Source organism: Botryobacter ruber (assembly GCF_003347595.2).
GTDB classification, from domain to species: Bacteria; Bacteroidota; Bacteroidia; order Cytophagales; family Hymenobacteraceae; genus Pontibacter; species Pontibacter ruber_A.
Genome location: NZ_QCZK02000024.1, coordinates 116362 through 143085, shown reverse-complemented (window position 1 = coordinate 143085; position 26724 = coordinate 116362). Strand labels below are relative to the sequence as shown.

Genomic DNA, 26724 nt, shown 5'->3' with positions numbered 1-26724 from the left:
CTACTATAAACCAATGTTAACCCCAAAAATCATCTGCTTAGGCAGCGGGAAGCTTAAGTCGCCACCCCGCTCCGGGTCATAGTCTTTAATGCCGCTGAACACAAAGTAGTTTTGCAGGGTGCCATACACTCTCAGTTTGCTCAGGCCAACTTTTTCGGTGAGCGTCTGCGGCAGGTTATAGCCCAGCGATACATCTCTCACTTTCAGGAAAGAGCCATCTACATATCCTACTGTGGACTGGAAGAGGTAATTGTTCGTGGAGTAAGAGCTGTTCGGACGTGGGAATGCATTGGTAGGGTTCTCCGGTGTCCAGTAATCAACCACACTTGAGTTTTCCAGGGCATTCGGTTTGTAAGCTGTGTTGTATTCGTAGTCGATAAATTGCCCGATACGGCCGTACACAAACACGCTCAGGTCGAAGTTTTTATACTCGAAACTGTTGTTGATACCGAAAGAATATTTTGGTACTCTGGAGAAGGTCGTGCGGTCGTCTGCATCAAATTTGCCGTTACCGTTGATGTCCGCTACTTTGATGTCGCCTGGTTTAAAGCCACCAAATGCTGCAGCTGCATCCGCTTCGTCCAGTTGCCAGATACCTATTTTCTCGTAGTCGTAGAACACGCGTGTTGGCGAACCTACAAACCAGCTGTTGGCTTCGTTACGGGTAACGCCGTTGTTAAGCGCTACAATTTTCTCCCGGTTCAGGGAGTAAGTCCAGTTGGTAGACCAAGTGAAGGCCGGCGTAACGATGTTGTGCGAGGTTAAGGTAAGTTCAACCCCCTTGTTTTCTGTTTTACCCACGTTTTCTAACAACTCAGAGTAGCCGGTAGAGGTAGGCAATAAGCTAGGCAGTAACAGGTTGCTTGTGAGGGAACGGTAAACATCTATGTTACCCGATATCCTGTTATTGAAGATGCCAAAATCGATACCGGCGTTCCAGGTAGAGGTGGTCTCCCAGGTAAGGTTCGGGTTGCGCGGCATGCTCGGCCAGTAACCATAGGCAGCAGTGTTGCCGAAGGCATAGCCAGAGAGCGAAAGGCTGCCCAGTGTAGCGTACGGATCGATGGCTGCGTTGCCAGAGCGTCCCCAGCTCACACGCAGTTTCAGATCATCCAGTCCTGAAATGCCCTTCATAAAAGGTTCTTCCACCAGGCGCCATGCTGCAGACACTGAAGGGAAATAGCCCCATTTCTCTCCGTCAGCCAGTACAGAGGAGCCGTCAGCGCGAAGGGAGGCTTGCAGGATATACCTGTCTTTGAATTTATAATTTACCCTTCCGAAGAAAGAAGCAATATTAGTTTCGCGCAGCCCGCTTCCAATTATCTTGGAAGCAGTATTGGAATTCAGGTCATAGAAGGTCGTGATAGGTGAAGCCTGGTTCTGCCCGGAAGCTCTGAATTCTTCGAAGTTAGTCCCAAGTAAACTGTTCCCTAACAATCCCTGGATAGCGTGGTCGCCAACGGTTTTGTTGTAGTTCAGGGTGTTTTCCCAGGTATAGTTAAACGTGTTGTTGATAGTAACCCCAGAAGAAGAGTTGCGTCCTACGTTGGCAACGGTGTTGTGAGCCCTGAAGTAGCCGTTCCGGTAGTCCCTTATATCAAGGCCTATGGTTGATTTAAACAGCAGGTCCTTGTGCAGGCTTACATCCAGGTAAGCCGAAGAGAACAGGCGCTTGTCTACCAGGCTGTTCTCAAATACGCCAGGCTGCTCGTCGGCAAGCGGGTTAAACTGCGCGCTGTAGCCTGGAGCCGGGAACAGGATGATCTTGCCTTCGTCGTCGAATGCCTTGGCGATTGGTAAAATTTTGTTCGCCATGTTCAGCGGGTTGTCGCGCTTGTCCTGATCCTTAAAGGTATAGATAGCGGTTACACCTGTTCTGATCCTGTCAGACAGCTTATGGTCGACGCTAATCTTTCCGTTTATTCGCTGGAAGATGTCGTTCAGCAGTAAGCCCTGGTCTTTCTGGAAGCCACCTGACAGCGAAAACTGCGTCTTTTCGTTACCTCCGTTTATGTTCAGCTCGTAGTTCTGCAGTAAGCCGTTTCGGAAAATGTAGCTTTGCCAGTCTTCAAACTGTTTCTCCTTCAGGTACTCCAGTTCGGTAACCTGAAAGATGTCTTCGTCTTTGCGGTAGACACCTCCGTTGGTTGTGCGGTAGGCTTCTCGTTTTAATTGGGCATACTCATCGCCATTCATCATGCGGGGATATTTGCCGCGCTCATAATTGGAAATGTAGGAATTGAACGTCACGTTTGTTTTGCCCGCACGTCCTTTTTTAGTTGTAATAATAATAACGCCATTTGCACCCCGGGTACCATAAATAGCTGTAGAAGCAACGTCTTTCAATATCTCCACCGACTCGATATCGGTTGGGTTAATATCTACAAAAGAACCATATTGTATACCGTCTACTAACACGAGCGGCTGATTTTCTGCTTTGAGCGAGCGGTTGCCACGCAACACAATGTTTACGTTGGCGCCAGGCTGGCCATTGCTCTGCGTAATATCCAGGCCGGATACTTTTCCCTGTAAGGAACGGAGCGCGTTGGTCGTAGGTATAGCAGTTAGCTCTTCAGTTTTAACAGAGGTAATAGCGCCGGCTACATCGCTCTTTTTCATTGTACCGTAACCGACTACCACCAGTTCTTCCAGTGCTTTTGCATCCACTGCCAGTTTTATATTAATAACAGATCTGTTATTAACGCTTATTTCCTGTGTAGCATACCCAACGTAAGAAACAACCAGCGTGCTGTTTGCCGGTGCTGACAACGCGAAGCTGCCATCTACAGCTGTCACTGTTCCGGTAGAAGTTCCTTTTACCTGGATTGTAACACCCGGCAAACCTTCTCCCTTCTCATCGGTTATCTTACCCTTCACCGTGATGTCAGCTGCTTTTACAGCCTTTCTGTCGGTATTCCGCTCATGGGCTGCCAGAAAATCAGCTAAGGCTTCAGAACCGCTCATGGTTGTACCTGCAGGTTCCGACAGCATCACATTAAGTTTGCTTTCAGCATGTATATTGTTTGGTAAAAGCCCTAATAGTGGTAAGGACCAAAAAACATACTTAGCATAGTGTGTTCTTTTTTTCATGCTAATGGGTTTAAAAATTTAACATTATTAAAATTCGGCACCTGGTGTTTAACCAAAAGCCATTGGGCTATTTTTAAATAAAGGAAGCTAACTTGCGCTTGTGTGTTACATAGCTGGTAGCTTGTTGCTTTCTTGGTTTATTTACAAATGATGTGCATGTGGTAGTATGCGATCCAGGGCACAGCATTTCCTGTGCGGTACACAAAGCTGCACCACAATTTTTGTTGTCCCATCCTTTGCATCTTGTTGTTAATAATATAGTTAAGAATAAGATATTTTACCTTGCATGTTAGCAGGAAAAAGACGGATGATGAAGATTGTTAAGAGTAGACGGTGCCTGTTTGCGATAACTTTTGCAAACGTATGCACACCTTATGTTACATCAGGTGGAGGCGATGAATGAGGAGGTTTTGGGTTAAAGTTTGACTGTAGATACATGATTCAAAGCTTTTTAGAAGTGTGTAAAACGTGTAACTCATACAAATAATAAATATTTTTATACTTAAATCTAAAATTTATATCTAAACGAGATATGCAGCATAAGGGAAACAAAAAAAAATATAGCACATGTAACCCGTTAATCAAAGTTGCGACGCAAATGTTGTGCAATCGTTTGTGCATCTGCCGCTAAAAAAAGACAAATAGGAATGCTTCTCAATCCCTTGTCTGTGATGCGCTGAAACGAATCGAAATATCAACATAATTTTTGTAGTTGCAAAACAAATGTTAGTTAATTTTAATGTGATTTTTAAATTTTTGTTAAGAACAGGTTAAGTAGATGGGGTAGAGCGGTGAAGTCGTTAATAACAGGATATAGTTATATTTACTCATTTGCTTATACGCTGAAAAAAAATACCTCCCGGGGCGCCCTCTTTTATTTGAGCTGTAGGAGTTATGCCCATTGCCAGGTAAAGTAAGACTGATTGGCCGGGGTTGGGGAGGAAGGAACCCTGGAAAGAAGCGGGACGAAGAGGGAAAACGGACCATAGGAAAACACTGCTGCCTGCCCCCTGCCTTACTATTTTGTCCAGACATACAGAACCTCCTGTTTTGGTGATACCACTACCACTAAAACTGGAGGTTCTGTATTTATTATCCCGTGTCAACTAAAATCCGGGATGATGCATGTGCAGGAGAAAAAAACCTATGCTACCCCCTCCACTTCTTTTACAGGCTTTTTCTCTGCTTTATAAAGCAAGGTGGAGCAGTTGTTCGGGTCCAGTACTTGCTTGGCGCATCGCAGGATGTCCTGCGGCGTAACGGCCTGCACTTTTTGCCCTTCCAGGTTAATAAAGTTGGCGTCGCCCAGCAGTTTGCTGTAAGCCAGGTTCATGGCGCGGTTCAGCAGTTCTATTTCAGAAAACACGATCACGGTTTCGGCCTGGTTTTTTACCTTGTTCAGTTCGTGCTCCTCCACCATGTACTCCGTCAGCTCGGCTGTAACGGCCTCGATGGCTGCATTGGCGTCTTCCAGCGCTACACCTTCGTTCAGCTTGCCCTGGATCAGCAGCATGCCGGGTTCAATGGAGCCGGAAACCGACGCGGAGATCGTGTTGAAGAGTTTCTGTTCTTTCACCAGCCTGTTGTAGAGCCTCGACGATTTGCCGTTGCCCAGGATGTCGCTGATCAGGTCGATGGCATGGTAGTCTTTGTGTGAGCGGCCGGGCATGTGGTAGGCTTTGTAAATGGCGCTTAGCGGTACGTCAGCGCTGGTTTCGAGCACACGCGGACTGGCCTGCTGCGGTTCTGCAGGCAGCTGCCGCTCGTATTTGGTGCCGGCGGGAATAGGGCCAAACCATTTTTCAGCCAGCTCTCTGGCGTGCTCAAACGTGATGTTGCCCGCCACTACCAGGATGGCGTTGGAAGGCGAATAGTGTTTTTTGAAAAACGACTTCACGTCGTCCATCACGGCGTCCTCGATGTGCGCAATCTCTTTGCCGATGGTGGCCCAGCGGTAGGGGTGCTCCTTGTACACCAGCGGGCGCAGTTTCAGCCACACATCGCCGTAGGGCTGGTTCAGGTAATTCTGCTTGAATTCCTCTACCACCACCTTGCGCTGCACTTCCAGCCCATGCTCACTGAAGGCCAGTTCCAGCATCCGGTCCGACTCCAGCCAGAAACCGGTTTCGATGTTCTGGGCCGGCACCGAGAGGTAATAGTTCGTAATGTCGGGGCTGGTAAAGGCATTGTTCTCGCCGCCTACGCGCTGCAGCGGCTCATCGTACACCGGAATGTTTTTGGAGCCGCTGAACATCAGGTGCTCGAACAGGTGTGCAAAGCCGGTGTGGTTTTCGTCTTCGTCGCGCGAACCTACGTTGTAGAGCACGTTCAGGACGGCCATCGGGGTGCTGTGGTCTTCGTGCACAATTACCTGTAGTCCGTTGTCGAGGGTAAATTCTTTAAATGTTATCATCCGGAGATCAACCTAAAATTTCTTTTTTATTGACTGTGCCTTTAGCATACGAACCAACTGTAACAAAGGCTAAAGCCAAACGCTGTTCCGGCGGGTTCTGGTATGGGTAAAGGCGGAATATCATAATTACTTCAATAATAAACAAAGATATGGATTTTACAGGAACAGGAGAGGGAATGGTGGCAGGTGCAGAAAACTGCTGCAGCTGTCACCACAGCCACTGCTGCCAGGCAAAGTAACAATTTAGCCATTCAGCCCAACGAATAACAAAAGCACCGCGACAGGATAAAAAAAATCAGTTAATTTTACCTGCTCAAGTATTGTTATTGTAGCTGCACCCATGAACTATAACCGGAAAGAATATACCGACGACGAACTGCTGGCCTTATTCAGAGCAATCTTAAAACCCCGCATGATAGAGGAGCGAATGCTCGTGCTATTGCGGCAGGGGCGGATTAGCAAATGGTTTTCGGGCATCGGGCAGGAAGCCATCTCGGTAGGTGCTGCCATGGCGCTGGAACCGGACGAGTATATTCTGCCGCTGCACCGCAACCTGGGCGTGTTCACCAGCCGCCAGGTGCCGCTCGACAGGCTGTTTGCCCAGTTCCAGGGAAAGAAAACCGGCTTCACCAAAGGCCGCGACCGCTCGTTTCATTTCGGTTCCAAAGAACATCACATCGTAGGCATGATTTCGCACCTGGGGCCGCAACTGGCCGTAGCCGATGGCATTGCCCTGGCCGACCTGCTGGAGCAGAAGGAGAAAGTGACGCTGGTATTTAGTGGCGACGGTGGCGCTTCGGAAGGTGATTTTCATGAGGCGCTGAATGTAGCGGCGGTGTGGGGGCTGCCGGTAATTTTCCTGGTCGAGAACAACGGCTACGGCTTGTCCACACCCAACAGCGAGCAATTCAAGTTTCAGCATTTTATCGACAAAGGCCCGGCCTATGGCATCGATGCCCTGCAGATAGACGGCAACAATATATTAGAGGTGTACGACACCATCCGGCAGACAGCTTCCAGTATCCGGAAGAACCCGCGGCCTATGCTCATCGAGGCCATCACATTCCGGATGCGCGGCCACGAAGAAGCTTCAGGTACCAGGTATGTGCCGCAGGAGCTGTTCGAAAAATGGTCGAAAAAAGACCCGGTAGAGAATTTCGAGAAATACCTGCTCGACGAGATGGTGCTCACGCAGAAATCGCTGGCCGCCATCCGCGAAGAAATCAGCCTGGAAATTGAGCAGGCGCTGGAAACCGCTAATGCCACACCCATGCCCGTTGCCAACCCGCAGGAGGAACTGGCCGACATGTACCAGCCTTTTGAAAAGCGGGTAATTTTACCGGAAACAGGCGCAAAATCAGAACGCCGTTTTGTAGATGCCATTTCAGATGCCTTGCGCCAGAGCATGGAGCGTTACCAGGAACTGGTGCTGATGGGGCAGGATATTGCCGAATATGGCGGCGTGTTTAAAGTAACCGAGGGCTTTGTGGAGAAGTTTGGCAAAGAGCGGGTGCGCAACACGCCGCTGTGCGAATCGGCTATCCTGGGCATTGGCCTGGGCATGTCGGTACGCGGCAAAAAGAGCATGGTCGAAATGCAGTTCGCCGATTTTGTAAGCAGCGGTTTTAGCCAGATCATCAACAACCTGGCCAAGAGCCACTACCGCTGGGGGCAGCACGCCGATGTGGTGGTGCGCATGCCGACGGGTGCCGGAACTGCTGCCGGACCCTTCCACTCGCAGAGCAACGAGGCCTGGTTCTTTCATACGCCCGGGCTCAAGGTGGTTTATCCTTCCTCGCCCTACGATGCCAAAGGCCTGCTGAACGCGGCCCTCGAAGACCCCAACCCGGTGATGTATTTCGAGCACAAGCTGCTCTACCGCTCCATCACCCAGGAAATTCCTGACGACTACTACACGCTGCCCATCGGGAAAGCCAATGTGGTGGCCATAGGGGCCGATGTTTCCATTATTACCTATGGCATGGGCGTGCACTGGGCAAAGCAGCTGCAACAGGATATGCCGGAGGCGAGCTTCGATATCCTGGACCTGCGCTCGCTGCTGCCCTGGGACAAAGATGCCGTAAAAGAAAGCGTCGCCCGGACAGGCCGGGTAGTTATTCTGCACGAAGATACCCTTACCGGCGGAATAGGAGGGGAGATAGCTGCCTGGATTGCAGAAAACTGCTTCGAGCTGCTGGATGGACCGGTGGTGCGGGTAGCCAGCCTCGATACCGCTGTGCCGTTCTCGCCGCCCCTGGAGCAGGAGTTCCTGCCAAAAGCCCGCCTGCGCGAGAAAGTGGAGGCGATTTTAAACTTTTGATGTTACAAGCTGTAAACCATTATATGATGCTGCAACGCAAACACTTCTTTCTCGTTCTCCTCTGCTTTAGTTTACTGGCCAGTGGCGGCTGCCAGCGCAAAGGCCTGTTATGCCCAAAGAGGAGCAAAAGTACATCGCAGGTTATCGGTCCGAACGGTGCCAGTTTTGAGGCCACCAAGGTGCCGACAAACAAAAAAGGCTTGGTAAAGAAAAAAAAGTTCTTCGGACTTTTATAATCTGAATTGACTGCCTAAATTACATTTCACTTTAACAAGTATTTGTTATGAAATGTAATGACGCTTCAGGTCGCCGTACGGTGCTGGTACGGGGTAGTTTGTTTATGCTGTTGCTCTTAGGAGGGGTGCCGGCCATGGCGCAGACCGAGTTCGGGTCCGAGGCCTATCATAAGCAGGACCTGAAGTATGCATTGCTGGAGGCCAGGGAGGTAGAGTCGGCTTACGACCAGACACACCTGGATCTGAAGAACCGTAATTTCAAAAAAGGAGAGGCTGCCCGCAAGCGGGTAAAAGTAAACGGCGATCGTAACTACTACAAAGAAACAGGACGTAGTGGCGCGGTTTTACGTACTAAGCGAAATAAGCGTAAGTTTGCAAAAACTAAAAATAAAAATAGACATTAAAAAGGTAGCATATGAATTGGCATCCACTTACCAGTGCAGAGCAGTTAGACCAGGTAATAGAAGAGTCGAAAAGCACACCAGTGGTTATTTTTAAGCACAGCACGAGCTGTTCTATCAGTGCAACAGCAAAAAGCAGGTTCGAGCGGCAGTGGGGCAGTGCCGGCATAGAGCATGTAAAAACCTATTTCCTGGACCTGTTGCGCTACAGGCCTGTTTCAAACGAGGTGGCAGAGGTGCTCCAGGTACGGCACGAGTCGCCGCAGGTGCTTTTGGTAGAAGACGGGGTTTGTACCTACAACGCCTCTCATTTAGGCATTAATGTAGATGCCCTGAAGAAAAAAGTAACAGCGTAAAAAAAAGTAACGGCGCAGCTATACAAATAAGGTAGCTGCGCCGTTATTTTTTAGGGCTAATACTCGAACATAATGGTCTGCTTCACATCCGGGTGCAGGCTTAATGCAACCGGGCAGGTGCGGGCAGCATTCTCTAACATAGCTTTCTCTTTATCGGAGAAGCCGGTGGCGGGCATTTTAAAATGAAGCACGATCTCGCCGATTCGTCGTGGCTCGGCAGACATAATCTTCGTGATATCAATTTTCATCCCCTCAATGTTTATGTTGTTGCGGTTGGCTACAATGCCCATGATCGTCATCATGCAGCTGCCCAGTGCAGCGCAAACAAGGTCGGTAGGCGAAAATGCCTCTCCTTTTCCTTGATTGTCTACGGGGGCATCGGTAATAACAATGTTGCCGGAAGCCAGGTGTTGTGCGGAGGTTCGTAATTGCCCCTGATAAATATTGTGGATGGTTGCCATGCTTGTCTAACTATAGTTGGATAACACCGTAAATTTAGATAGATTTAGGAGAATAATAAATTAAAGAAGGTGGTAAGATACCTCATATTTGTTTTAGTCATGGCCTTGTGTGCCACTGTACCGGCAACAGCACAGACGCGCTCCGACGAGAGCTTTGATAACGAGCTGAGTTACGGAATTAACTTTAACTCGAACGCGGGGTTGATTGGCGGTGTGTTTTTGCGCTCCTCTTATTATAAGCGCGACCGGCTGTACCAGTTCTGGGCAGTGGAGCTGGTGGAAGTAAAACACCCGAAGGAGCGGCAGATATACAGTGTAAGAAGCGGCGAAACGTTTGTCCGGGGCAAGCAGAATTACATGTTTGTCGTGCGCCCGCAGTATGGTGGTGAATACGTGCTGTTTAAAAAAGCGGCCGAATCAGGGGTGCAGGTAAACGCAGTTGGTGCAGCCGGGCCATCTTTTGGCCTGATGGTGCCTTACTACGTGCGTTATTCTGTCGGTAACCAGGGCTTCGACGATATCCGGACTGTGCGCTACGACCCGAATACGCTGCTCCTGGAAAATATTTATGGCAGCAGTGGCGTGTTTACAGGCCTGAACGAGACAAATGTAAATATGGGCGTGCACTTTAAAGCGGGGCTAAGCTTTGAGTACGGCCGCTACCACGAAAGTATTACCGGCATCGAGGTCGGGTTTTTAGTCGAGCAGTTTTTTAAGAAACCCATCATTATACCGGAAGCCAGGAATTCCAACACCTTTACATCGGTGTATTTAAACCTTTATTACGGTCGCCGGAAATAAAGCGCTATTCCGAACAATTTTCTTGGCAGGTTTGTTATGTGCAGGTGGCACAGGCGTTGCCCTGCATAAAACTTAGCCATCGGCTAATGTCTTAACTCATAACTTCCTATCTTTGCACCATGGATGAATTAATGATGCTTCCGGTTATACCGTCCAATGCTGAACCAGCAGGACTAAACGCTTTAGGTAAACCACGCAAGCCCAACTGGCTGCGCGTAAAGCTGCCGGTAGGGAAAGAATACGCAAAAGTCAGAAATATAGTAGACGAATATAAGCTGCACACCATCTGCGAAAGCGGCAACTGCCCCAACATGGGCGAGTGCTGGGGCGCCGGTACAGCCACGTTCATGATTCTTGGAAATGTGTGCACCCGCAGCTGCTCTTTCTGTGCCGTAGCCACCGGCCGGCCCAATGAGTACGATGAAGATGAGCCCCGCCGTGTGGCCGAAGCCATTAAGCTGATGGGCGTAAAACATGCCGTTATCACCTCCGTAAACCGTGACGAGTTAAAAGACCGTGGCGCTGCCATCTGGCACGAAACCGTGAAGATGGTGAAGCAGATGTCGCCTACCACCACCATCGAAACCCTTATCCCGGATGTAAAAGGCAGCTGGGATGCCCTGATCACGATGATCTCGCCGGGGCAGGAAGTGGTGTCGCATAACATGGAAACGGTAAAGGAACTGTACCGCCGCGTAAGGCCGCAAGCCAAATACGAGCGCAGCCTGGAGCAGACCCGCCGCACCAAAGAATACGGCAAGCGTACCAAAACCGGCATCATGCTGGGCCTTGGCGAAACAAAGGAGCAGGTATACAGGGCCATGGACGACCTGGCCGCCAACGGCCTGGATATCCTCACGCTCGGGCAGTACCTGCAGCCAACCAAAATGCACCACGAGGTAATAGAATTCATTCACCCCGACCTGTTTGACCACTACCGCGAAGAAGGTCTGAAGCGCGGCATTAAATACGTAGAGTCCGGGCCGCTGGTGCGCTCTTCTTACCATGCCGAACGGCACGTGCACGTGTAACTGATAGTTGTTCAGCAACAAAAAAAGTCCCCCGCTAAGCGCATTAGCGGGGGACTTTTTTGTTTTCAGCAACTTGAGCAGGGGCAGGAGCAGCTGTCAGCCTTACATCAGCCGGGCAAGAGGAGCAGTGGCTGTGGTGGCAGGTGCAGCAGACTTTTTTATACCTTTTTTATCTGATGAAGATCAGGAAAAGCTTGTATGATTAGTTTTTGTTCTTGAATAAGTTATAAAATACCTCTTGCTGCCTGGCCTGGTGTAAGCGAGGTGGCATGTTCTGATAAACAGAAAACGGGTTCAGGCCTGCAAAATATACCGCTTTGTGTATAGTAACTTCCTGTTTTAAAACCTATTCAAAAATTTTAAGTAAACGGATTGTTCAATATATTGCTCCATTAAAATATAATGTTTTAACAATCTTTACTTAGAATTTTTTTCATGAATAAACTTTTATCGCTGTTATGGTGCTTCCTGTTAGCGGCTACGGTTCCGGGTTATGCGCAGTTAAATCCTGCTCTAGGACTGGCAGGAAGCTACGGTGTGCTGGCCGGGACACAGGTAAATAACACAGGCGCCTCCATCGTGCAGGGCAACCTGGGAGTATCGCCGGGCAACCAGATTATTGATGCCGCTTCTTTGTTAGTAGTAACCGGAACCAGGGAACTGGGGAATACTGCTGCTGCCGATGCCAAGGCCAGTGCCCGCGAAGTATACGAAAGTCATAAGCTCCGGCCTGTCACCCGTGTGCTTCCGAACCAGATCGGAAACGGCGAAGTGCTGACGCCAGGCGTGTACAAAATAAACGGCAACGCCAGCCTCTCGGGAGCCCTGGTATTAAATGGGGCCGGCAGTTCTGATCCGTTCATTTTTATAATTGAGGACGGCACCTTTACCACTGCCGCCACCACGGCAGCCCTTCCCCTTACCCGCATCGATCTGCAAAACCTGAACCCGGACAACGTGTACTGGATTGTAGAAGGAAGTGCCACCATTGGTGCAGCCAATGTGTTTGCGGGCAACATCATGGCCCGGGAGAGCATTACGCTGAATGCAGGCGTAACGCTGGCAGGCCGGGCCATTTCCCTGAACAGCAGTGTGAGCTTAAACACCAGCAACATTATACTGCCAGGTGTGGAGCAGGCCGACCTGAGCGTGCAAAAAACTATTTTAAATCCGGCAGCCTCTTATACGATTGGCTCCGAAGTAACTTACCGGGTAACGGTGCGCAACAACGGACCTGATCCGGCAGCTACAGTGAAGGTAACAGAAAATTTTCCGGCCCAGCTGCAGTTTGTAAGCGCCACGCCGGGCAAAGGCAGCTACAACCAAACCGCAAAGGAGTGGCAGATAGGAGCCCTGCAGAACGGGGAAGCAGTCACCATGGACATTGTGTTCCGGGTTGCGAGTGCCGGGAACAATATCGTAAACCGGGTAACAGTAGAATCGGCTACGCCTGATGCCATTACTGCCAACAACCAGGCCAGCAGCGAACCTATCAATGCAGCTTGCGTGGCACCTACCCTGGCCATCACCGGTCAAACGGACATTTGCCTGCCAACCACCAACCTGACCTATTCTGTAACGGCTGTGGCAGGGGCAACTTATACCTTCACGCTGCCCAACGGGTGGACGCCCGTTGCCCTGACAGGGAATACGGTGGTAGCAGCGCTGACAGCAGGAGCATCGGGAGGGGAGATACGGGCTACTGTTACGGATGCCTGCGGCAATTCCTATACTACCACTAAAGTAGTAAATGTACTTACGGCACCGGTTGCCCCTGTCATTACCGGAAGCGCGGCCGTTTGCGCCAATACCGAAACCACCTACACCGCCACCGGAGGAGGAACCAATGTAACCTATACCTGGAGCGGGACGGGGGGCCTGACAGTGGTCAGCAGCAATGGCAATACCGCAACAGTAAGAGCAGGCAGTACGGGCGGAACCTTAACCGTAACTTCTGCCAATGCCTGTGGCACAGCTTCGTCAGCTCCCTTTGCGGTAGCCGTAACGCCAACTCCTGCCACGCCGGGCGCCATCACCGGGGCAGCGGCTGTGTGTCCCGGAGTGGAACAAACTTATTCCGTAACAGCGGTAACGGGGGCTACGGCATATGTCTGGACGGTGCCAGCAGGCTGGCAGTTGGCAGGGGCAAGCGGCACCACCATCACGACCACAACACCTGAAATACAGGTAACACCCGGAACAGCCGGGGGCAACATTACGGTCAGAGCTCAGAACGTGAATAATTGTGCGGGCGGGACAGCCACACGGGCAGTTACGGTAAACCCTGCCGCTCCTGCCAGACCTGGAACGATTACCGCCAGCACTGGCGCCTGTGCTGGCACACAGGTTACCTACAGCGTAGCCCCCGTAGCCAATGCAACGAGCTATAACTGGACGCTGCCCGCCGGGTGGAATGCCGGAAACAATACGATCACCGCCACCACCACAACGCCCAGCCTGACAGTAACCGTAGGCAGCGGAGCCGGTGAAGTAAAGGTAAAAGCAGCTAACTCCTGTGGCACCAGCGATGAAAGTAGCTTGGCTGTAACAACAGCAACGGCACTGGGAACAATAGGTGCTGTTTCGGGTCCGGCAGAAGTGTGTGCCGCTACCACAGGCATTCAGTACAGCATCAGCCCCGTAGCAGGCGCCACCACCTATACCTGGACCCCACCTGCTGGCTGGACCATCACAAGCGGAGCGGGTACACCTACAATAACCGTCTCGACAGGAAATACAACTGGCAATGTACAGCTACGGGTGGTGGCTTCCAATTCCTGTGGTTCAGCCAGTGCGACTGCTACTATTATCACAAGAACAGGTCTGACCGTAGCAGGCGGCATTACCGATAACAGCAGCTTCTGCGAAGGGCTTTCCTACAGCATTAGTGCCGTTGCGGGGGCTGCCTCTTATACCTGGACGGTTCCGGCTGGCTTCTCCATTACCTCGGGCCAGGGCACTACGAGCGTACGCGTGCAGCAGACAACGCCCGGTGCAACGGGCCAGGTAACAGTAGCGGCAAACAATGGCTTCTGCGACGGGCCTGCAGCCGCTGCCACCATCGATGTTTCTCTTGCAGAAGGCGACCTGAATTTCCCGAAAGCCTTCAGCCCGAACGGCGACGGCACCAACGATACCTGGCGCATCACAAACCTCTCCCGCTATACCGACAACGACATCATCATCTTTAACCGCCTGGGAACAGAGGTGTTCCGGAAAAGCAACTACCAGAACGACTGGGCAGGAACCGGGCTGGAGCAGGGAACTTACTTTTATAAGGCAAGGGTGCGGCAGTGCGATGGCTCCAGTAAAGACTTCACCGGCTATGTGAGCATCTACCGCTAAGCACAAACAACATTATCAGAAAAGAAATGAATATGAAAATACGCTATACATTGCTGTTCCTGCTGCTCTGCCTCACGGCCCAGGCGCAGCAGGTGCCGCATTACTCGCAGTACATTTTTAACAGCATGGCCATCAACCCGGCCTACACAGGCAGCAAAAAAGTGCTTAACCTGAATGCTTTCCACCGCTCCCAGTGGACGGGCATGGAAGGAGCGCCCACCACACAATCTTTGAACGCCGACGGGCTGACCGCCTCCGACAGGCTCGGGCTTGGGCTCAGCCTGACGCGGGATAAACTGGGAGAGCAGTCGGTGTTGTCGGCTTATGGCAATGTGGCTGCAAAGCTGGCTGTAAGCGAGAAAGGTGTGCTGAGCCTGGGATTGGCCGCTGGTATTGTGCAGCACAAGCTCGATGGGCTGGAGCTGGGCATCACCGACGACCCGTCCATTCCTTCCGGAAACCAGGTATGGATAAGGCCCGACCTGAAACTGGGGCTCTATTACCACACCGACCGCTTCTACGCCGGCCTCTCCGTGTCGGACCTGTTGCAGTTCGACGACATGCAGCAACTGGAGCCTGAAAAGCAGTACTACTTCACCACCGGTTATGTGTTTGACATGGGCAGTAACTTCAAATTCAAGCCAAGCATCCTGGTAAAAGAAGATTTCAATGCACCCGCCAACGTGGATTTGAACGCTTTTGTGCTGCTGAAAGAGATGCTGTGGCTGGGAACCTCCTACCGCACCAGCCTGGGCATTTTTGAGCAAATACCCGAAGATCCTGCCCGGATGAAACGCACAGCCCTGGCCCTGATCGCTGAGATCCAGGTCAACAAAGCGTTCCGGCTGGGCTACTCCTACGATAAGATGCTGAACGACCTGCGGGGACTGCACACGCACGAGGTTTCTGTGGGATATTACTTCTTCCGCAAGCAGGATACCCGTATGCTCACGCCGCAATATTTTTAATCTTTAGCCCTTAGCCACATGAACTATAGATATTTACTACCTTTTTTCCTTTTTGCTGCAGCCACCATTGCCTCTGCACCTCAGGGACAGGCGCAGTCGGCCTTGCGGAAAGGCAACAAATACTTCGAGCACAACGATTTTGCCCTGGCGCTTGCCCAATACGAACTGGCCGCCGCCAAACGCACCCCCGACCTGCCCACGGCCCAGCGCATCGCCGATGCCTACCGTCTTACGCAACGCAGTCAGGAAGCCGAGAACTGGTATGCCAAGGTAGTTGCCATGCCAGGCCGCGATCCTATGAACCTGTATTATTATGCAGAAGCACTTCGCAGCAACGGCAACTACGAACATGCCAAGGAGCAGTACATGCGCTGGACAGAAGAGATGCCGCAGCAGGCCGACCGCGCCCAGGAACTGATGCAGGCCACAGACCAGGCCAGGAAATGGATGAACAAGTTACCCCTAGCCGAAGTAACACGTGTGCAGGGGTTAAACGCCGAAGGCGCTTCTGATTTCAGTCCGGTGCCCTACGGAAACGACATCATCTTTTCATCGGACAGAGGCGGCGCTGCCAACACAGAAGAAGAAACGTTTGGCTGGACCGGTCGCCCGTACCTGAAGCTGTACACGGCGCAGAAAGATGCGGAAGGAAACTGGGGTGCACCTGTTGCCTTACCGGCAGCAGTAAACACCACCTACCATAATGCAACAGCATCAGCTCCGGCAGATGGAAATGAACTTTACTTCACCAAGACAAAGCTTGTCAGGAAAGATGGCGCTGAAAATCCAGACCCCACCAGCTGGGTGAGCGGCAAATCGGAAGCGGAGGAGTATGTAAACCGGCTGGAGATTTATGTGGCGCGCAAAGCAGGCGATGCCTGGAGCGAAGTGCAGCCTTTTGCCTATAACAAGGTAGAAGAATATTCCGTGGCCCATCCTGCATTGTCGCCTGATGGACAGCTGCTGTACTTTGTATCGGATATGCCCGGAGGCAGCGGCGGAACAGATATTTACTACTCGGTGCGGCAAGCCGATGGCAGCTGGGGACAACCGGTAAATGCTGGCAGCACCATCAACACGCCCTGGCGCGAAAGCTTTCCGTATGTAGATGCCGACGGCCGCCTGTTCTTCTCCTCCGAAGGCCACACCGGCATGGGCGGACTAGATATTTTCAGGGCCGAAGGCCAGCACGCCGCCTGGAGCGGTGTCCGGAACATGGGCTATCCTGTCAACTCCTCTAAAAACGATTTTGGTATTATGTTCGACAGTGTGGGCGTAACAGGGCTGCTGTCCTCGAACCGTGATGCAGCAAACGGCACCGACGATATCTACCGCTTCACCATCCTGAACGAACCAATGGTACTGGCTATCTCGACTGTAGAACGTATTCAGAACAAGCAAAAGCGGACTGAGCGGGTACCACTGCCGAATGTTCGGGTGGCGGTAAAGCAGGAATCTGTTACCGACTCTACGGTAGTAACGACAAATGCGGCAGGTAAATACTTTCTGGACGCCCGCAAAGGCTACACCTACACCTTCCTGGGTTCCAAAACCGGCTACTTATCGCAATCGGAGCAAGTGCAGGTGCCGAAAACAGCGCCGGATACGGTGCAGGTCACGTTGCTGTTTTACAAGAGCGAAATCAACCGCGCCATCGTGCTGGAAAATATTTACTACGACCTCGATAAATGGGACATCCGCCCGGATGCTGCCCGGGAGCTGGATAAGCTGGTGAAGGTGCTGAAGACCAACCCCGGCATCAAAATAGAACTGAGCTCCCACACCGACAGCCGCGAAAGCCAGCAATACAACCAGCAGCTCTCTGAACGCAGGGCGCAGGCCGCTGTCGATTACCTTGTGTCGCGGGGGATTAGCAGGAGCAGGCTCACCGCCAAAGGCTACGGCAAAACCCGCCTCATCAACCACTGCGCCGACGGCGTGGAATGTTCAGAAGAAGAGCATCAGCTAAACAGGCGCACCGAGTTTATGATTAAGTAACGGATGCTATGCAAGAAATTTTTGTCCCCCTTTGAAGGGGGTAGGGGGATGATTTACATTTGCGAACAAACTATTGTTGTACTTGCTGGAGGAACTGAATTTATTCACAGCACATTCATCATCCCCCTTACCCCCTTCAAAGCTAATCTTGTAGGGAAAATTTTGTACTATTTTAAATGCCTATTGGCTTTTTTATCTTTATATACCGCAAGTTTGAGCGCAGCGGTAACTTGTGGTTATTTATGGTGCCAGTTTGTAACTGGCGTGGCTGAATATTTGTGCTTTTGTGCACACGCCAGTTACAAACTGGCCCTATTTAGTACCACAAGTTACCGCTGCGCTCAAACTTGCGGCAGAAATCGATTAATAGTACCTTTTTTTCCCTACAAGATTAGCTTCAAAGGGGGACTTTTCCTGCTACAGCAAATTGTGTAACGTCAGCAAGAAACTCAAGATAGTTTCACCTCATAGCTCAGGATAGCTCCGCAGTTTCTGTGGGGCTATTTTTGCTTCTGATGCCGGTTTTACGTGCTGCAAAAGTTTGCTACAGCAGCCACCACACCCGCTGCGCATCACCCAAAAGAAATTTACACAGGAAAGCACATTTTTTTAGTATCATTGTCCTGAACTTACCTGCACATCCGTTTAGATTCACTGCCAATTCATGAAAACCTATAAAATTCCGCTGCTTTTTCTGCTGACCTTCCTGCTACCTTGTACCCTGCTGGCACAGCAAGCACTGAACGGACAGGTGCTCGATGCCCGGAGCCGGCAACCCCTGGGAGGCGTAACAGTAACCGTGGTGGGTACAGGCAGTCAAAATGTAAGCGATTCGCAGGGGAATTTCCAGGTACCGGCGTATGAGGCAGTCACGTCGCTGCATGATAAATTCGTGTCACTTCATTTCGAGCTTCCGGGCTATACCGCCAGGACAGTTAAAGCCCCTTTGCTTTCTGAAGATGAGCTGCTGGTGCTGCTACAGCCGACCGCTACCAATTTATCGGAGGTTGAGGTAACCGGTTACGAAACAAACCGGCCTTTGCTCGAAACAGCAGGCGCGCTCAGTGTGATAGAGCCGGAGGTAATACAGCGCTTCGACGAGAGTTCGCTGGTGCGGGCGGTAAATACCGTGCCGGGCGTGCGCATGGAAGAGCGGGCGCCTGCCAGTTACCGCATCTCCATCAGGGGCAGCAGCCTGCGGGCCCCGTACGGTGTCCGGAATGTGAAGGTATATTTTGGCGACGTTCCTTTAACAGAGGCAAACGGTACCACGGCACTCAACCTGCTGGATGCCGGAAACATAGGCCGCATCGAAATTCTGAAAGGTCCTACCGGGAGTATTTATGGTGCCGGTACAGGCGGTACGCTGCTGCTGGAGCCAAAACGCGCCAAGGCAGGCGAGCATCAGTTGCAGGTCGGCGCCACCGCCGGCTCCTTCGGTCTCAGGCGCTACACAACCACGCTCTCGACAGGAGGAGCCAAGGCCAATGCGCTGGTGCAGTACACGCGGCAGGCCTACGATGGCTTCCGGGAGCAGTCGGCGATGGAGCGGGATGTGTTTTTGCTGTCGGCACAGTTTTATCCTACCACCAAACAAACCATTTCTACTTACCTGATCTACTCCGACCTGTTTTACCAGCTGCCGGGGGCGCTCACGCAGGCGCAGTACGACGAAAACCCGCGGCAGGCGCGTGGCGGCGCACAGGGAAGTGTGGTACAGAATGCTTCCATGAACACCGATGGCGTGAACACCGGCATCACGCACGAGTACCGGTTCAGCGACAACTGGCGCAACATTACTTCTGTCTTCGGGCTGTTCCGTTTCCAGGACCACCCCTTCAACACCGATTACGAGCGAAACGGCATGCAGGAATACGGCGCTCGCAGCCGCTTTGTCTATACCACCCGTTTAGGTGCCGCCACCGCTACCGTTACAGCAGGCGGCGAATACCAGCGGGGCCTGCTGCTGGCCCGCACCTACGACAACAACCGCGGCAAACTGGGCAACATGCGCACCGACGATGAAGTGCTGGCCAAAACAGGGCTGCTGTTTACACAGGCAGAAGTGGCCCTGCCCGCCGGTTGGTTCTTAACCGCCGCCCTCAGCTACAATGATACCCGCTACGACATCACCCGGTTAAAGCTAGCCGCCGCAGGAGCAGATTCCAGGTTTGTCCGCGACTTTAAAGCGGTAGCATCACCACGTATTGCTGCACTCAAACGGCTGAACGAAAAAATATCGGTGCATGCCAGCGTCAGTTCCGGCTACTCGCCGCCCACCGATGAGGATTTTCTGACCTCTGATGGCGTGCTGAACCAGGACCTGGAGGCGGAGAAAGGCATCAGCTACGAGACAGGCATACGCGGTACGTTGCTGAATAACCACCTCAGTTTTGATGTAGTGGCTTTTGCTTTCCGGTTGCGCGAAACCATCGTGAGCCGGCAGGATGTATCGAGCGTGGCGGTTTCCCGCAACGTGGGCTCCACACGGCAGAATGGCGTGGAAACCGCACTGGCCTATACCTTCACCGACAATGCCGAACAATTCCTGAGCTTTCTGCAGCTCTGGACGAGCTACACCTACAGCCACTTCCGCTTCAAAGCGTACCAGCAAAACAACACCGACCTCTCGGGCAACAAACTGACTGGCGTAGCGCCACATGCTGCCACCACCGGCCTCGACCTCCGGACCCGCCCCGGCTTCTATTTAAATCTGACCACCAACTACTCCGACCGCATCCCGCTGACTGACGAGAACACCGTTTTTTCAGAAGCTTACCTGGTAGCCGGAGCCCGTGCAGGCATCAGGCGGCCGCTGGGCCGGCACCTGTCGCTGGACCTGTTTGCCGGCATCGACAACGCCACCGACCAAAAGTACAGCCTCGGCAACGACCTCAACGCCTTTGGCGCCCGCTATTTCCAGCCCGCTCCGCCGCGCAACTACTATGGCGGCATTTCGCTAAAGTACAGCCTGGGAAAAGATAACTAAAGAAGAGGTAAGGAAACACCAGGGCAGGAACAGAGGCTGTGGTGGCAGCTGCAGAAAGCTTTTTCAGCACCATAAGCACTGCTACCCACGACTTTTAGGCACCAAAAAAGGCTTTGATTGCTGCAGCTCCAGCCACCACAGTCACTGCTCCTCAACTCCTGCTACCGCAGCGGCCCCCGCGGTGGGTACTGGGCAATAATCCGCGCCACAGCCCTGCTGATCTTCGACTCCTGCAACGTGGTTACGTTGAGGTTGCTTTCCGTCCAGCCGCGCCACACCAGCTCATTCGAAGAAGGATCAATGAAATCGATGATGAGGGTGCCGGGTGCGTAGTCCCGCACATTCCGGAAAGTGGGTATTCCTTCGTAGTTGTAGTTATACCGGTAGCCATACCAATACCCATAGCCAAACCCAAAGCCGGGGACAAACGCTGACGTGTCCGGAAGTTCTGCGGTCGGGTTTACAGAAATATCATAAGCTAAAAGCAGATCGGGCGCACGGGTGGTAGCGGGTGTCAGTCCTTTCTTCAGTAGCTCGCTTTCGATGGCAGCTTTCACGCGCAGGTCGATCATGGAACTGAAGGCCGGGGTGTAGGCGATGCTGGCCACGGCGCCCTCTACCGGATGCCAGGCGTAGGTGCGGTAGTGTTCGAAATTGGCCGTACGGTTGTAGTCGTTTTGGATGATGGGGGTGAGGGCGGTGCACCTGCACAGCAACAGCACGGCAAAAAGAAATAGGGTAAACAGGGCTGTTTCAGGAGATGCGGGAGGCGTACACTTCATGTTGCTGCGGATGTAGTTCTGAATTTCCCCTTATACGGCTACAAAAAGCAGCAGGGCTAAATTTAGAACCGGCAAACAGCAGAGAGTACAGCAGCAGCTGTTATTTCAGGCGTTTTAAGCCTTTCACCGAGTTTACAACAGCCAGTTTGTTTTCGACCCAGGCACTCAGCTCTTCAGACATGCTTTTGGCAGTTGCAGGCTCTTTGTCGGTAACTGCAGCAGCAGCAGCAGCAGTGTTGGAGGTGCTTACTGCAGAAGCTTCCTCTTCAGATAAAAGCGCAAGCAGGTTATCGGCAGGTACAGCAGCCACAGCAGTAGCCGGCCGAGGAGTGGGATCTCCGGGAGTAGCGGACTGGGCAGAAACGGAAAGGGCAGGCAACGTAAATAGAAACGCTAAGGCTGCCAGCTTTAGCGATTTTTTCATAACCAAAAACGGTAAATAACAAAGGTTGTAGCAAATGTAAGGAAGTTATCTATATATCAAACAATAATACTGATAAATATTTTTATGTTTTGTGTCTTTATTGTTCAATAAAGGTGTTGTAGCATAGGGTTTTATGCTGCAGCACCTGCCACCACAGCCACAGCCACCGCCTTTCGGAAAGGAATTTAGTCCGGATCCGAAAAAAAAAGCGCCTGGCTTTGAGGAACCAGGCGCTTCTGTTGTTACAGACAAACTGCGTTAAACAGTAGTCATTTCTTTATTCTCTTCGTTATACGCTTCTACCGGGGCGCAGGAGCAAATCAGGTTACGGTCGCCGTAAGCGCTGTCGATGCGGCTGACGCTTGGCCAGAACTTGTAATTACGCGAGTAGGCATAGGGGTAAACGGCTTTTTCGCGGCTGTAGGGCCTGTCCCAGTTGTCTGCTAAGGCCACCTGTGCCGTGTGCGGCGCATGCTTGAGGACGTTGTTTTTCGCATCGGCTTTGCCTTCCTCTACCTCGCGTATCTCCTCCCGGATCGCAATCATCGCTTCGCAGAAACGGTCCAGCTCTTCCTGTGCTTCCGACTCCGTTGGCTCCACCATCAGCGTGCCTGCTACCGGGAACGACACGGTTGGCGCATGGAAGCCGTAGTCCATCAGGCGCTTGGCGATATCCTCTACCTCGATACCTGCCTTTTTAAAGCCGCGGCAGTCCAGGATCATTTCGTGGGCGCAGCGGCCGTTGGTGCCGGTGTACAGCACCGGGTAGTGCTGCTCCAGTCGCGCTTTGATGTAGTTCGCATTCAGGATAGCCACTTTCGTTGCTTCTGTCAGGCCCTCACCACCCATCATCGAGATGTAGGCATAGGAGATAGGCAGGATGCTGGCAGAACCCCAGGGCGCAGCAGATACAGCATGAATGGCTTCGTCGCCGCCAATTTTAACCACCGCGTGGCCCGGCAGGAACGGCGCCAGGTCTTTTACCACCCCGATAGGACCCATGCCCGGACCGCCACCACCATGCGGAATGCAGAAAGTCTTGTGCAGGTTCAGGTGACAAACATCAGCGCCAATGGTGGCAGGCGAAGTAAGGCCTACCTGCGCATTCATGTTGGCGCCATCCATATACACACGTCCGCCGTTGTCGTGGATAATCTGGCAGACTTCAATAATGCTCTCTTCGTACACCCCGTGCGTAGACGGATAGGTAACCATGAGGCAGGAGAGGTTGTCTTTGTGCTGCTCCGCTTTGGCGCGCAGGTCTGCTACATCAATATTTCCTTTTTCATCGCACTTCACAATCACCACTTTCATGCCCGCCATTACGGCAGAGGCAGGGTTGGTGCCATGTGCCGACGACGGAATAAGCGACACATTGCGGTGCGCCTCGCCACGCGATTCGTGGTAAGCACGAATCACCATCAGGCCAGCGTACTCGCCCTGGGCACCCGAGTTGGGCTGCAACGACATCGCATCGAATCCGGTAATCTCGCAAAGCCAGCTTTCCAACTCATCAAACAACTGCTTGTAACCCTGCGTTTGATACGCCGGGGCAAACGGATGCAGGCTGCTGATTTCGGGCCAGGTTACCGGAATCATCTCGGCAGTGGCATTCAGCTTCATGGTGCAGGAGCCCAGCGGAATCATGGAGTGCGTCAGCGACAGGTCCTTGTTCTCCAGATGCTTCATGTAGCGCAGGATTTCGGACTCGGAGTGGTGTATGTTAAATATCTCCTGCTTCAGGTAAGCGCTTTTACGGATAAGGCTGTCGGGCCAGGTAACGTCCGTTTCGCCAGGCAGCTCGTCCAGTGTCAGCACGTCGTTGGCTTTGCCGGCTACTTTGGCAAATACGGCCAAAATCGCTTTCACATCCTGCAGGTCCGTGTTCTGGTGCAGGGAAATACCTACAAAATTATCGCCGAAGTAGCGGAAGTTGATGCCTGCCGCTTCTGCTTCCTGACGGATGGCAGTTTGCATGTCGGCAATTTCCACGGCTATTTTCAGGGTGTCGAAATAGTACTCGTTCAGCTGCTCAAAGCCTAATGCTTTCAGTCCCTTCTCCAGTTGCTGGGTAAGCGCATAGGTATTCAGGCCAATGTACTTCAGCCTACGTGGTCCATGATACACAGCATACATACCGGCGATTACTGCCAATAGCACCTGTGCCGTACAGATATTGGAAGTTGCTTTTTCGCGACGGATGTGCTGCTCGCGCGTTTGCAGGGCCATGCGATAGGCCTTGTTGCCCTGCGCGTCGATCGAAGCCCCGATAATACGGCCCGGGATCACACGCTTGAAGGCATCGCGGGTAGCAAAATAACCTGCGTGCGGACCACCATAGCCCATCGGCACGCCAAAGCGCTGGGTAGTACCCACTACGGCATCAGCGCCCATCTCGCCCGGAGCGGTAAGCAAGGTAAGCGAAAGGATATCGGCCGCAACAGCTACCATCATTTCCTGCTCGTGCGCCTTTCTTATAAAGTCAGAATAATCAAAAACAGCACCGTCGGCTGCCGGGTACTGCACAATGGCGCCAAATAATGTCTCGTCCTCCAGGTTCGCCTCCCGGTGGTCACCGATCTCAAGCGTAATTCCCAGCGGAGTGGCGCGTATTTTCAGGATGTCGATGGTCTGGGGCAGGCACAGCTCCGATACAAAGAAACGGTGGGCATTTTTGCGCGTACCTTTGCGCTGCGAGTGGAACATGGTCATGGCCTCGGCAGCCGCAGTGCCTTCGTCCAGCAACGAGGCATTGGCAATGTCCATGCCGGTCAGCTCCATCACCATCGTCTGGTAATTGATCAGCGCCTCCAGGCGGCCCTGTGCAATCTCGGCCTGGTAAGGCGTATAAGCCGTATACCAGCCCGGGTTCTCCAGTATGTTCCGCAGGATAACCGGAGGCATCAGGGTATCGTTATATCCTAAACCAATGTACGACTTGAATACTTTGTTTTGCTTCACCATGCCGCTGAACTTGTTCAGGAAGTCTTTCTCCGAAAGGCCGTGTGGTGGCAGGTTAAGCGGCTTTTTCAGGCGGATGGCAGCCGGCACCGTTTGTTCGATCAGGTGGTCCAGCGAGTTGGCGCCTATGGTGCGAAGCATATCCTGCATTTGCTCTTTATCGGGGCCGTTGTGGCGCTCCTTAAAAACATCGGCAGGTTTTGTTCTGAAAATCATAATAGTAAGTATTGATTGGGTGTAATCGTGTTTTATGAAGAAAAAACCTGGCGCAAAACCTGTGCAGGAATTCTTCTGCAAAAGTAATAAGTAATTGCTTACGAAATGGAAGCCGGAAAGCGAAATATCCTGTACATGTGCTCACCTGGCCAGACATAAAGCCGGCTATAGTAGTTGCACCTGTCTCTCCTGCTCCATTCAAACTAGTTAACACACAAATCCAAAGAACAATTCAAGAATAAATGCAGATACGGTCCTTAAAAATCGGAATAATAAAAGAGGGCAAGGTGCCGGTAGATAAACGGGTGCCGCTTACGCCTAAAAAGTGTGTCGAAGCCATGCAGGCCTTCCCGCATGCCCATGTGGTGGTGCAGCCCAGCCCGGTCCGCAGTTTCTCGGATGCCGAGTATGTGGAACTGGGCATCCCGCTGCAGCACGACCTCTCGGATTGCGATATCCTGATGGGCGTGAAGGAGGTGCCGGTAGAGCAGCTGATTCCCAACAAAACCTACTTTTTCTTTTCGCACACCATTAAAAAGCAGCCCCGGAATGCCAGACTGCTCCGTGCCATCCTCGACAAAAACATTACCCTGATAGATTACGAGACTTTAACCGATGCGAAGGGAAAGCGGCTGGTGGCCTTTGGGCGTTATGCTGGTATTGTGGGTGCTTACAACGGCATTTTGCTGTACGGTAAAAAGTGGAAGCTCTTCGACCTGAAGCCGGCGCACCTGTGCCAGGAGATGGAGGACATGCAGGAGGAGTTTTTTAAAGTGAAGCTTCCGCCCATAAAAATAGCGGTAACTGGCGGCGGGAGGGTAGCAGGCGGTGCGATGGAGGTGCTGGATAAAATGGGCATCCGGAAAGTGAGCGTGTTCGATTACCTGTACAAGCAGTTCAAGGAGCCCGTGTACGCCCAGCTCCACTCCGGCGACTACAACACCCGCCCCGATGTGGAAGTCTGGGATTCGCAGGACTTTTACCAGCACCCCGAGCGGTACCAGTCCACCTTCCGGAAATTTACCAAAGTAACCGATCTGCTGCTGGCCTGCGCCTACTGGGACCCGCAGGCGCCTAAGTTATTTACCGAAGAAGACACCCGCCAGCCCGACTTCCGGATAAACACGATCGCCGATATTACCTGCGATGTAAACGGCTCCATTCCCTGCACCAAACGATCTGCCACCATCGATGATCCTGCCTACGATTACAATCCGGAATCAGGAGCGCTGGAGGGGCCTTTTGCCAAACCCGGTAACATCACGGTAATGGCCGTGGATAACCTGCCCTGCGAGCTGCCGCGCAACGCTTCCCGCGATTTTGGCCGCCAACTCATCGACCACGTGTTCCCGCACCTGTTTAACGGCGATGCGGAGGGGGTGCTGGCCAGGGGCACCATCGCCAAAGACGGGAAGCTGACCGAGCGGTTTGCCTACCTGCAGGATTATGCAGACGGAAAGTAATACCAAATAGTATTTACTCAGTGCCACAAAACTTTTCCTCCTTTGTCATCCCTGTGGGGATCTTTTGGGCTTTGAATAGGGCCCCTACCCCAAACTGCAGTCAAGCTAGCTATTGGAGGTCATGTAATGGAAGGTCCTTTTTTACGATTTGATATAACAACCTTAGCCCGGAACGGGAGGTTGATTTGGCTTGATGTTATTGTACAATATTTATTTAGTCTTGTATGATTGATGTGGCGCAAATTGGTAATTTTTTTATAGGGGAATTTGAGTGGCTGTTTTTGCCTTTTCTGTCGGTTCTAGCCAGGTCTGCTGTGGTGCATTCTGTTGTCTTTCTTGTTGTGTTTTTTGTGCGGAAGGAGTTGCTTGCCGGGTAATTAAAATTGTAATTTTATAATAAATATCGAAACCCTAATATAGGAATAATATTTATATAAAATCCACTAACCCTGCCCATGGAAGCCAGTAT

Annotated in this window: 17 protein-coding genes; 11 read left to right on the top strand and 6 right to left on the bottom strand. The window is 52.0% G+C overall.

The window, feature by feature from the left end:
- Positions 1-3: 3 nt before the first annotated feature.
- Positions 4-3090 (bottom strand): SusC/RagA family TonB-linked outer membrane protein, encoded by a 3087-nt coding sequence (locus DCW36_RS05900; protein ID WP_114777422.1) that lies wholly within the window; start codon positions 3088-3090, stop codon positions 4-6.
- Positions 3091-4234: 1144 nt separating this feature from the next.
- Positions 4235-5503, bottom strand: a complete 1269-nt coding sequence (locus DCW36_RS05895; protein ID WP_114777421.1) for a M16 family metallopeptidase — start codon at positions 5501-5503, stop codon at positions 4235-4237.
- 340 nt (positions 5504-5843) lie between these two features.
- Between DCW36_RS05895 and DCW36_RS05890 the strand changes: the two genes are divergently transcribed.
- Genes DCW36_RS05890 through ytxJ form a run of 4 tightly spaced genes read left to right on the top strand, consistent with a single transcriptional unit; the run spans position 5844 to position 8816 of the window.
- Positions 5844-7823: an alpha-ketoacid dehydrogenase subunit alpha/beta gene (locus tag DCW36_RS05890; RefSeq protein WP_114777420.1), complete on the top strand. Its 1980-nt coding sequence runs from the start codon at positions 5844-5846 to the stop codon at positions 7821-7823.
- Between the two features lie 23 nt (positions 7824-7846).
- Entirely contained in the window at positions 7847-8059 is a 213-nt protein-coding gene (locus tag DCW36_RS05885) for a hypothetical protein (RefSeq protein WP_240676073.1), read from the top strand.
- A 47-nt stretch (positions 8060-8106) separates the two neighbouring features.
- On the top strand, positions 8107-8463 hold the full coding sequence (locus DCW36_RS05880; RefSeq protein ID WP_125185086.1) for a hypothetical protein: 357 nt from the start codon (positions 8107-8109) through the stop codon (positions 8461-8463).
- An 11-nt stretch (positions 8464-8474) separates the two neighbouring features.
- Entirely contained in the window at positions 8475-8816 is a 342-nt protein-coding gene (ytxJ, locus tag DCW36_RS05875) for a bacillithiol system redox-active protein YtxJ (protein ID WP_114777418.1), read from the top strand.
- A gap of 56 nt (positions 8817-8872) precedes the next feature.
- Here ytxJ and DCW36_RS05870 read toward each other — a convergent pair whose 3' ends face one another.
- Positions 8873-9277, bottom strand: a complete 405-nt coding sequence (locus DCW36_RS05870; RefSeq protein ID WP_114777417.1) for an OsmC family protein — start codon at positions 9275-9277, stop codon at positions 8873-8875.
- A 99-nt stretch (positions 9278-9376) separates the two neighbouring features.
- On the opposite strand from DCW36_RS05870, the gene DCW36_RS05865 reads away from it, so the two are divergent.
- The 6 genes from DCW36_RS05865 to DCW36_RS05840 all read left to right on the top strand — a co-directional run bounded on the left by DCW36_RS05865 (position 9377) and on the right by DCW36_RS05840 (position 20409).
- On the top strand, positions 9377-10078 hold the full coding sequence (locus DCW36_RS05865; protein WP_114777416.1) for a hypothetical protein: 702 nt from the start codon (positions 9377-9379) through the stop codon (positions 10076-10078).
- Positions 10079-10197: 119 nt separating this feature from the next.
- Entirely contained in the window at positions 10198-11109 is a 912-nt protein-coding gene (gene lipA / locus DCW36_RS05860) for a lipoyl synthase (protein ID WP_394344793.1), read from the top strand.
- Between the two features lie 435 nt (positions 11110-11544).
- Positions 11545-14454 (top strand): ice-binding family protein, encoded by a 2910-nt coding sequence (locus tag DCW36_RS05855; RefSeq protein ID WP_114777415.1) that lies wholly within the window; start codon positions 11545-11547, stop codon positions 14452-14454.
- 26 nt (positions 14455-14480) lie between these two features.
- Positions 14481-15422 (top strand): PorP/SprF family type IX secretion system membrane protein, encoded by a 942-nt coding sequence (locus tag DCW36_RS05850; protein ID WP_240676072.1) that lies wholly within the window; start codon positions 14481-14483, stop codon positions 15420-15422.
- A gap of 18 nt (positions 15423-15440) precedes the next feature.
- Complete coding sequence (locus tag DCW36_RS05845; RefSeq protein ID WP_114777414.1) at positions 15441-17420, top strand: OmpA family protein; 1980 nt, start codon at positions 15441-15443, stop codon at positions 17418-17420.
- 664 nt (positions 17421-18084) lie between these two features.
- Complete coding sequence (locus DCW36_RS05840) at positions 18085-20409, top strand: TonB-dependent receptor family protein (protein ID WP_114777413.1); 2325 nt, start codon at positions 18085-18087, stop codon at positions 20407-20409.
- 161 nt (positions 20410-20570) lie between these two features.
- Here DCW36_RS05840 and DCW36_RS05835 read toward each other — a convergent pair whose 3' ends face one another.
- From DCW36_RS05835 to gcvP, 3 genes are all read right to left on the bottom strand, one after another.
- Positions 20571-21191 carry a DUF4136 domain-containing protein gene (locus tag DCW36_RS05835; RefSeq protein WP_114777412.1) on the bottom strand — a complete coding sequence of 207 codons (621 nt, stop codon included), beginning with the start codon at positions 21189-21191 and terminating at the stop codon, positions 20571-20573.
- Between the two features lie 100 nt (positions 21192-21291).
- Positions 21292-21615, bottom strand: coding sequence for a hypothetical protein (locus tag DCW36_RS05830; protein WP_125185085.1), 324 nt, complete (start codon positions 21613-21615; stop codon positions 21292-21294).
- Between the two features lie 258 nt (positions 21616-21873).
- Complete coding sequence (gcvP, locus tag DCW36_RS05825) at positions 21874-24792, bottom strand: aminomethyl-transferring glycine dehydrogenase (protein ID WP_114777410.1); 2919 nt, start codon at positions 24790-24792, stop codon at positions 21874-21876.
- 248 nt (positions 24793-25040) lie between these two features.
- Here gcvP and DCW36_RS05820 point away from each other — a divergent pair, with 248 nt between their 5' ends.
- Positions 25041-26255 (top strand): NAD(P)-dependent oxidoreductase, encoded by a 1215-nt coding sequence (locus DCW36_RS05820; RefSeq protein ID WP_114777731.1) that lies wholly within the window; start codon positions 25041-25043, stop codon positions 26253-26255.
- Positions 26256-26724: the final 469 nt, after the last annotated feature.

Bases quoted from the DNA above. Each gene is read 5' to 3' on its own strand.
- DCW36_RS05900 (WP_114777422.1), bottom strand. From the start codon at position 3,090: ATGAAAAAAAGAACACACTATGCTAAGTATGTTTTTTGGTCCTTACCA.
- DCW36_RS05895 (WP_114777421.1), bottom strand. From the start codon at position 5,503: ATGATAACATTTAAAGAATTTACCCTCGACAACGGACTACAGGTAATT.
- DCW36_RS05890 (WP_114777420.1), top strand. From the start codon at position 5,844: ATGAACTATAACCGGAAAGAATATACCGACGACGAACTGCTGGCCTTA.
- DCW36_RS05885 (WP_240676073.1), top strand. From the start codon at position 7,847: ATGATGCTGCAACGCAAACACTTCTTTCTCGTTCTCCTCTGCTTTAGT.
- DCW36_RS05880 (WP_125185086.1), top strand. From the start codon at position 8,107: ATGAAATGTAATGACGCTTCAGGTCGCCGTACGGTGCTGGTACGGGGT.
- ytxJ (WP_114777418.1), top strand. From the start codon at position 8,475: ATGAATTGGCATCCACTTACCAGTGCAGAGCAGTTAGACCAGGTAATA.
- DCW36_RS05870 (WP_114777417.1), bottom strand. From the start codon at position 9,277: ATGGCAACCATCCACAATATTTATCAGGGGCAATTACGAACCTCCGCA.
- DCW36_RS05865 (WP_114777416.1), top strand. From the start codon at position 9,377: ATGGCCTTGTGTGCCACTGTACCGGCAACAGCACAGACGCGCTCCGAC.
- lipA (WP_394344793.1), top strand. From the start codon at position 10,198: ATGGATGAATTAATGATGCTTCCGGTTATACCGTCCAATGCTGAACCA.
- DCW36_RS05855 (WP_114777415.1), top strand. From the start codon at position 11,545: ATGAATAAACTTTTATCGCTGTTATGGTGCTTCCTGTTAGCGGCTACG.
- DCW36_RS05850 (WP_240676072.1), top strand. From the start codon at position 14,481: ATGAATATGAAAATACGCTATACATTGCTGTTCCTGCTGCTCTGCCTC.
- DCW36_RS05845 (WP_114777414.1), top strand. From the start codon at position 15,441: ATGAACTATAGATATTTACTACCTTTTTTCCTTTTTGCTGCAGCCACC.
- DCW36_RS05840 (WP_114777413.1), top strand. From the start codon at position 18,085: ATGAAAACCTATAAAATTCCGCTGCTTTTTCTGCTGACCTTCCTGCTA.
- DCW36_RS05835 (WP_114777412.1), bottom strand. From the start codon at position 21,191: ATGAAGTGTACGCCTCCCGCATCTCCTGAAACAGCCCTGTTTACCCTA.
- DCW36_RS05830 (WP_125185085.1), bottom strand. From the start codon at position 21,615: ATGAAAAAATCGCTAAAGCTGGCAGCCTTAGCGTTTCTATTTACGTTG.
- gcvP (WP_114777410.1), bottom strand. From the start codon at position 24,792: ATGATTTTCAGAACAAAACCTGCCGATGTTTTTAAGGAGCGCCACAAC.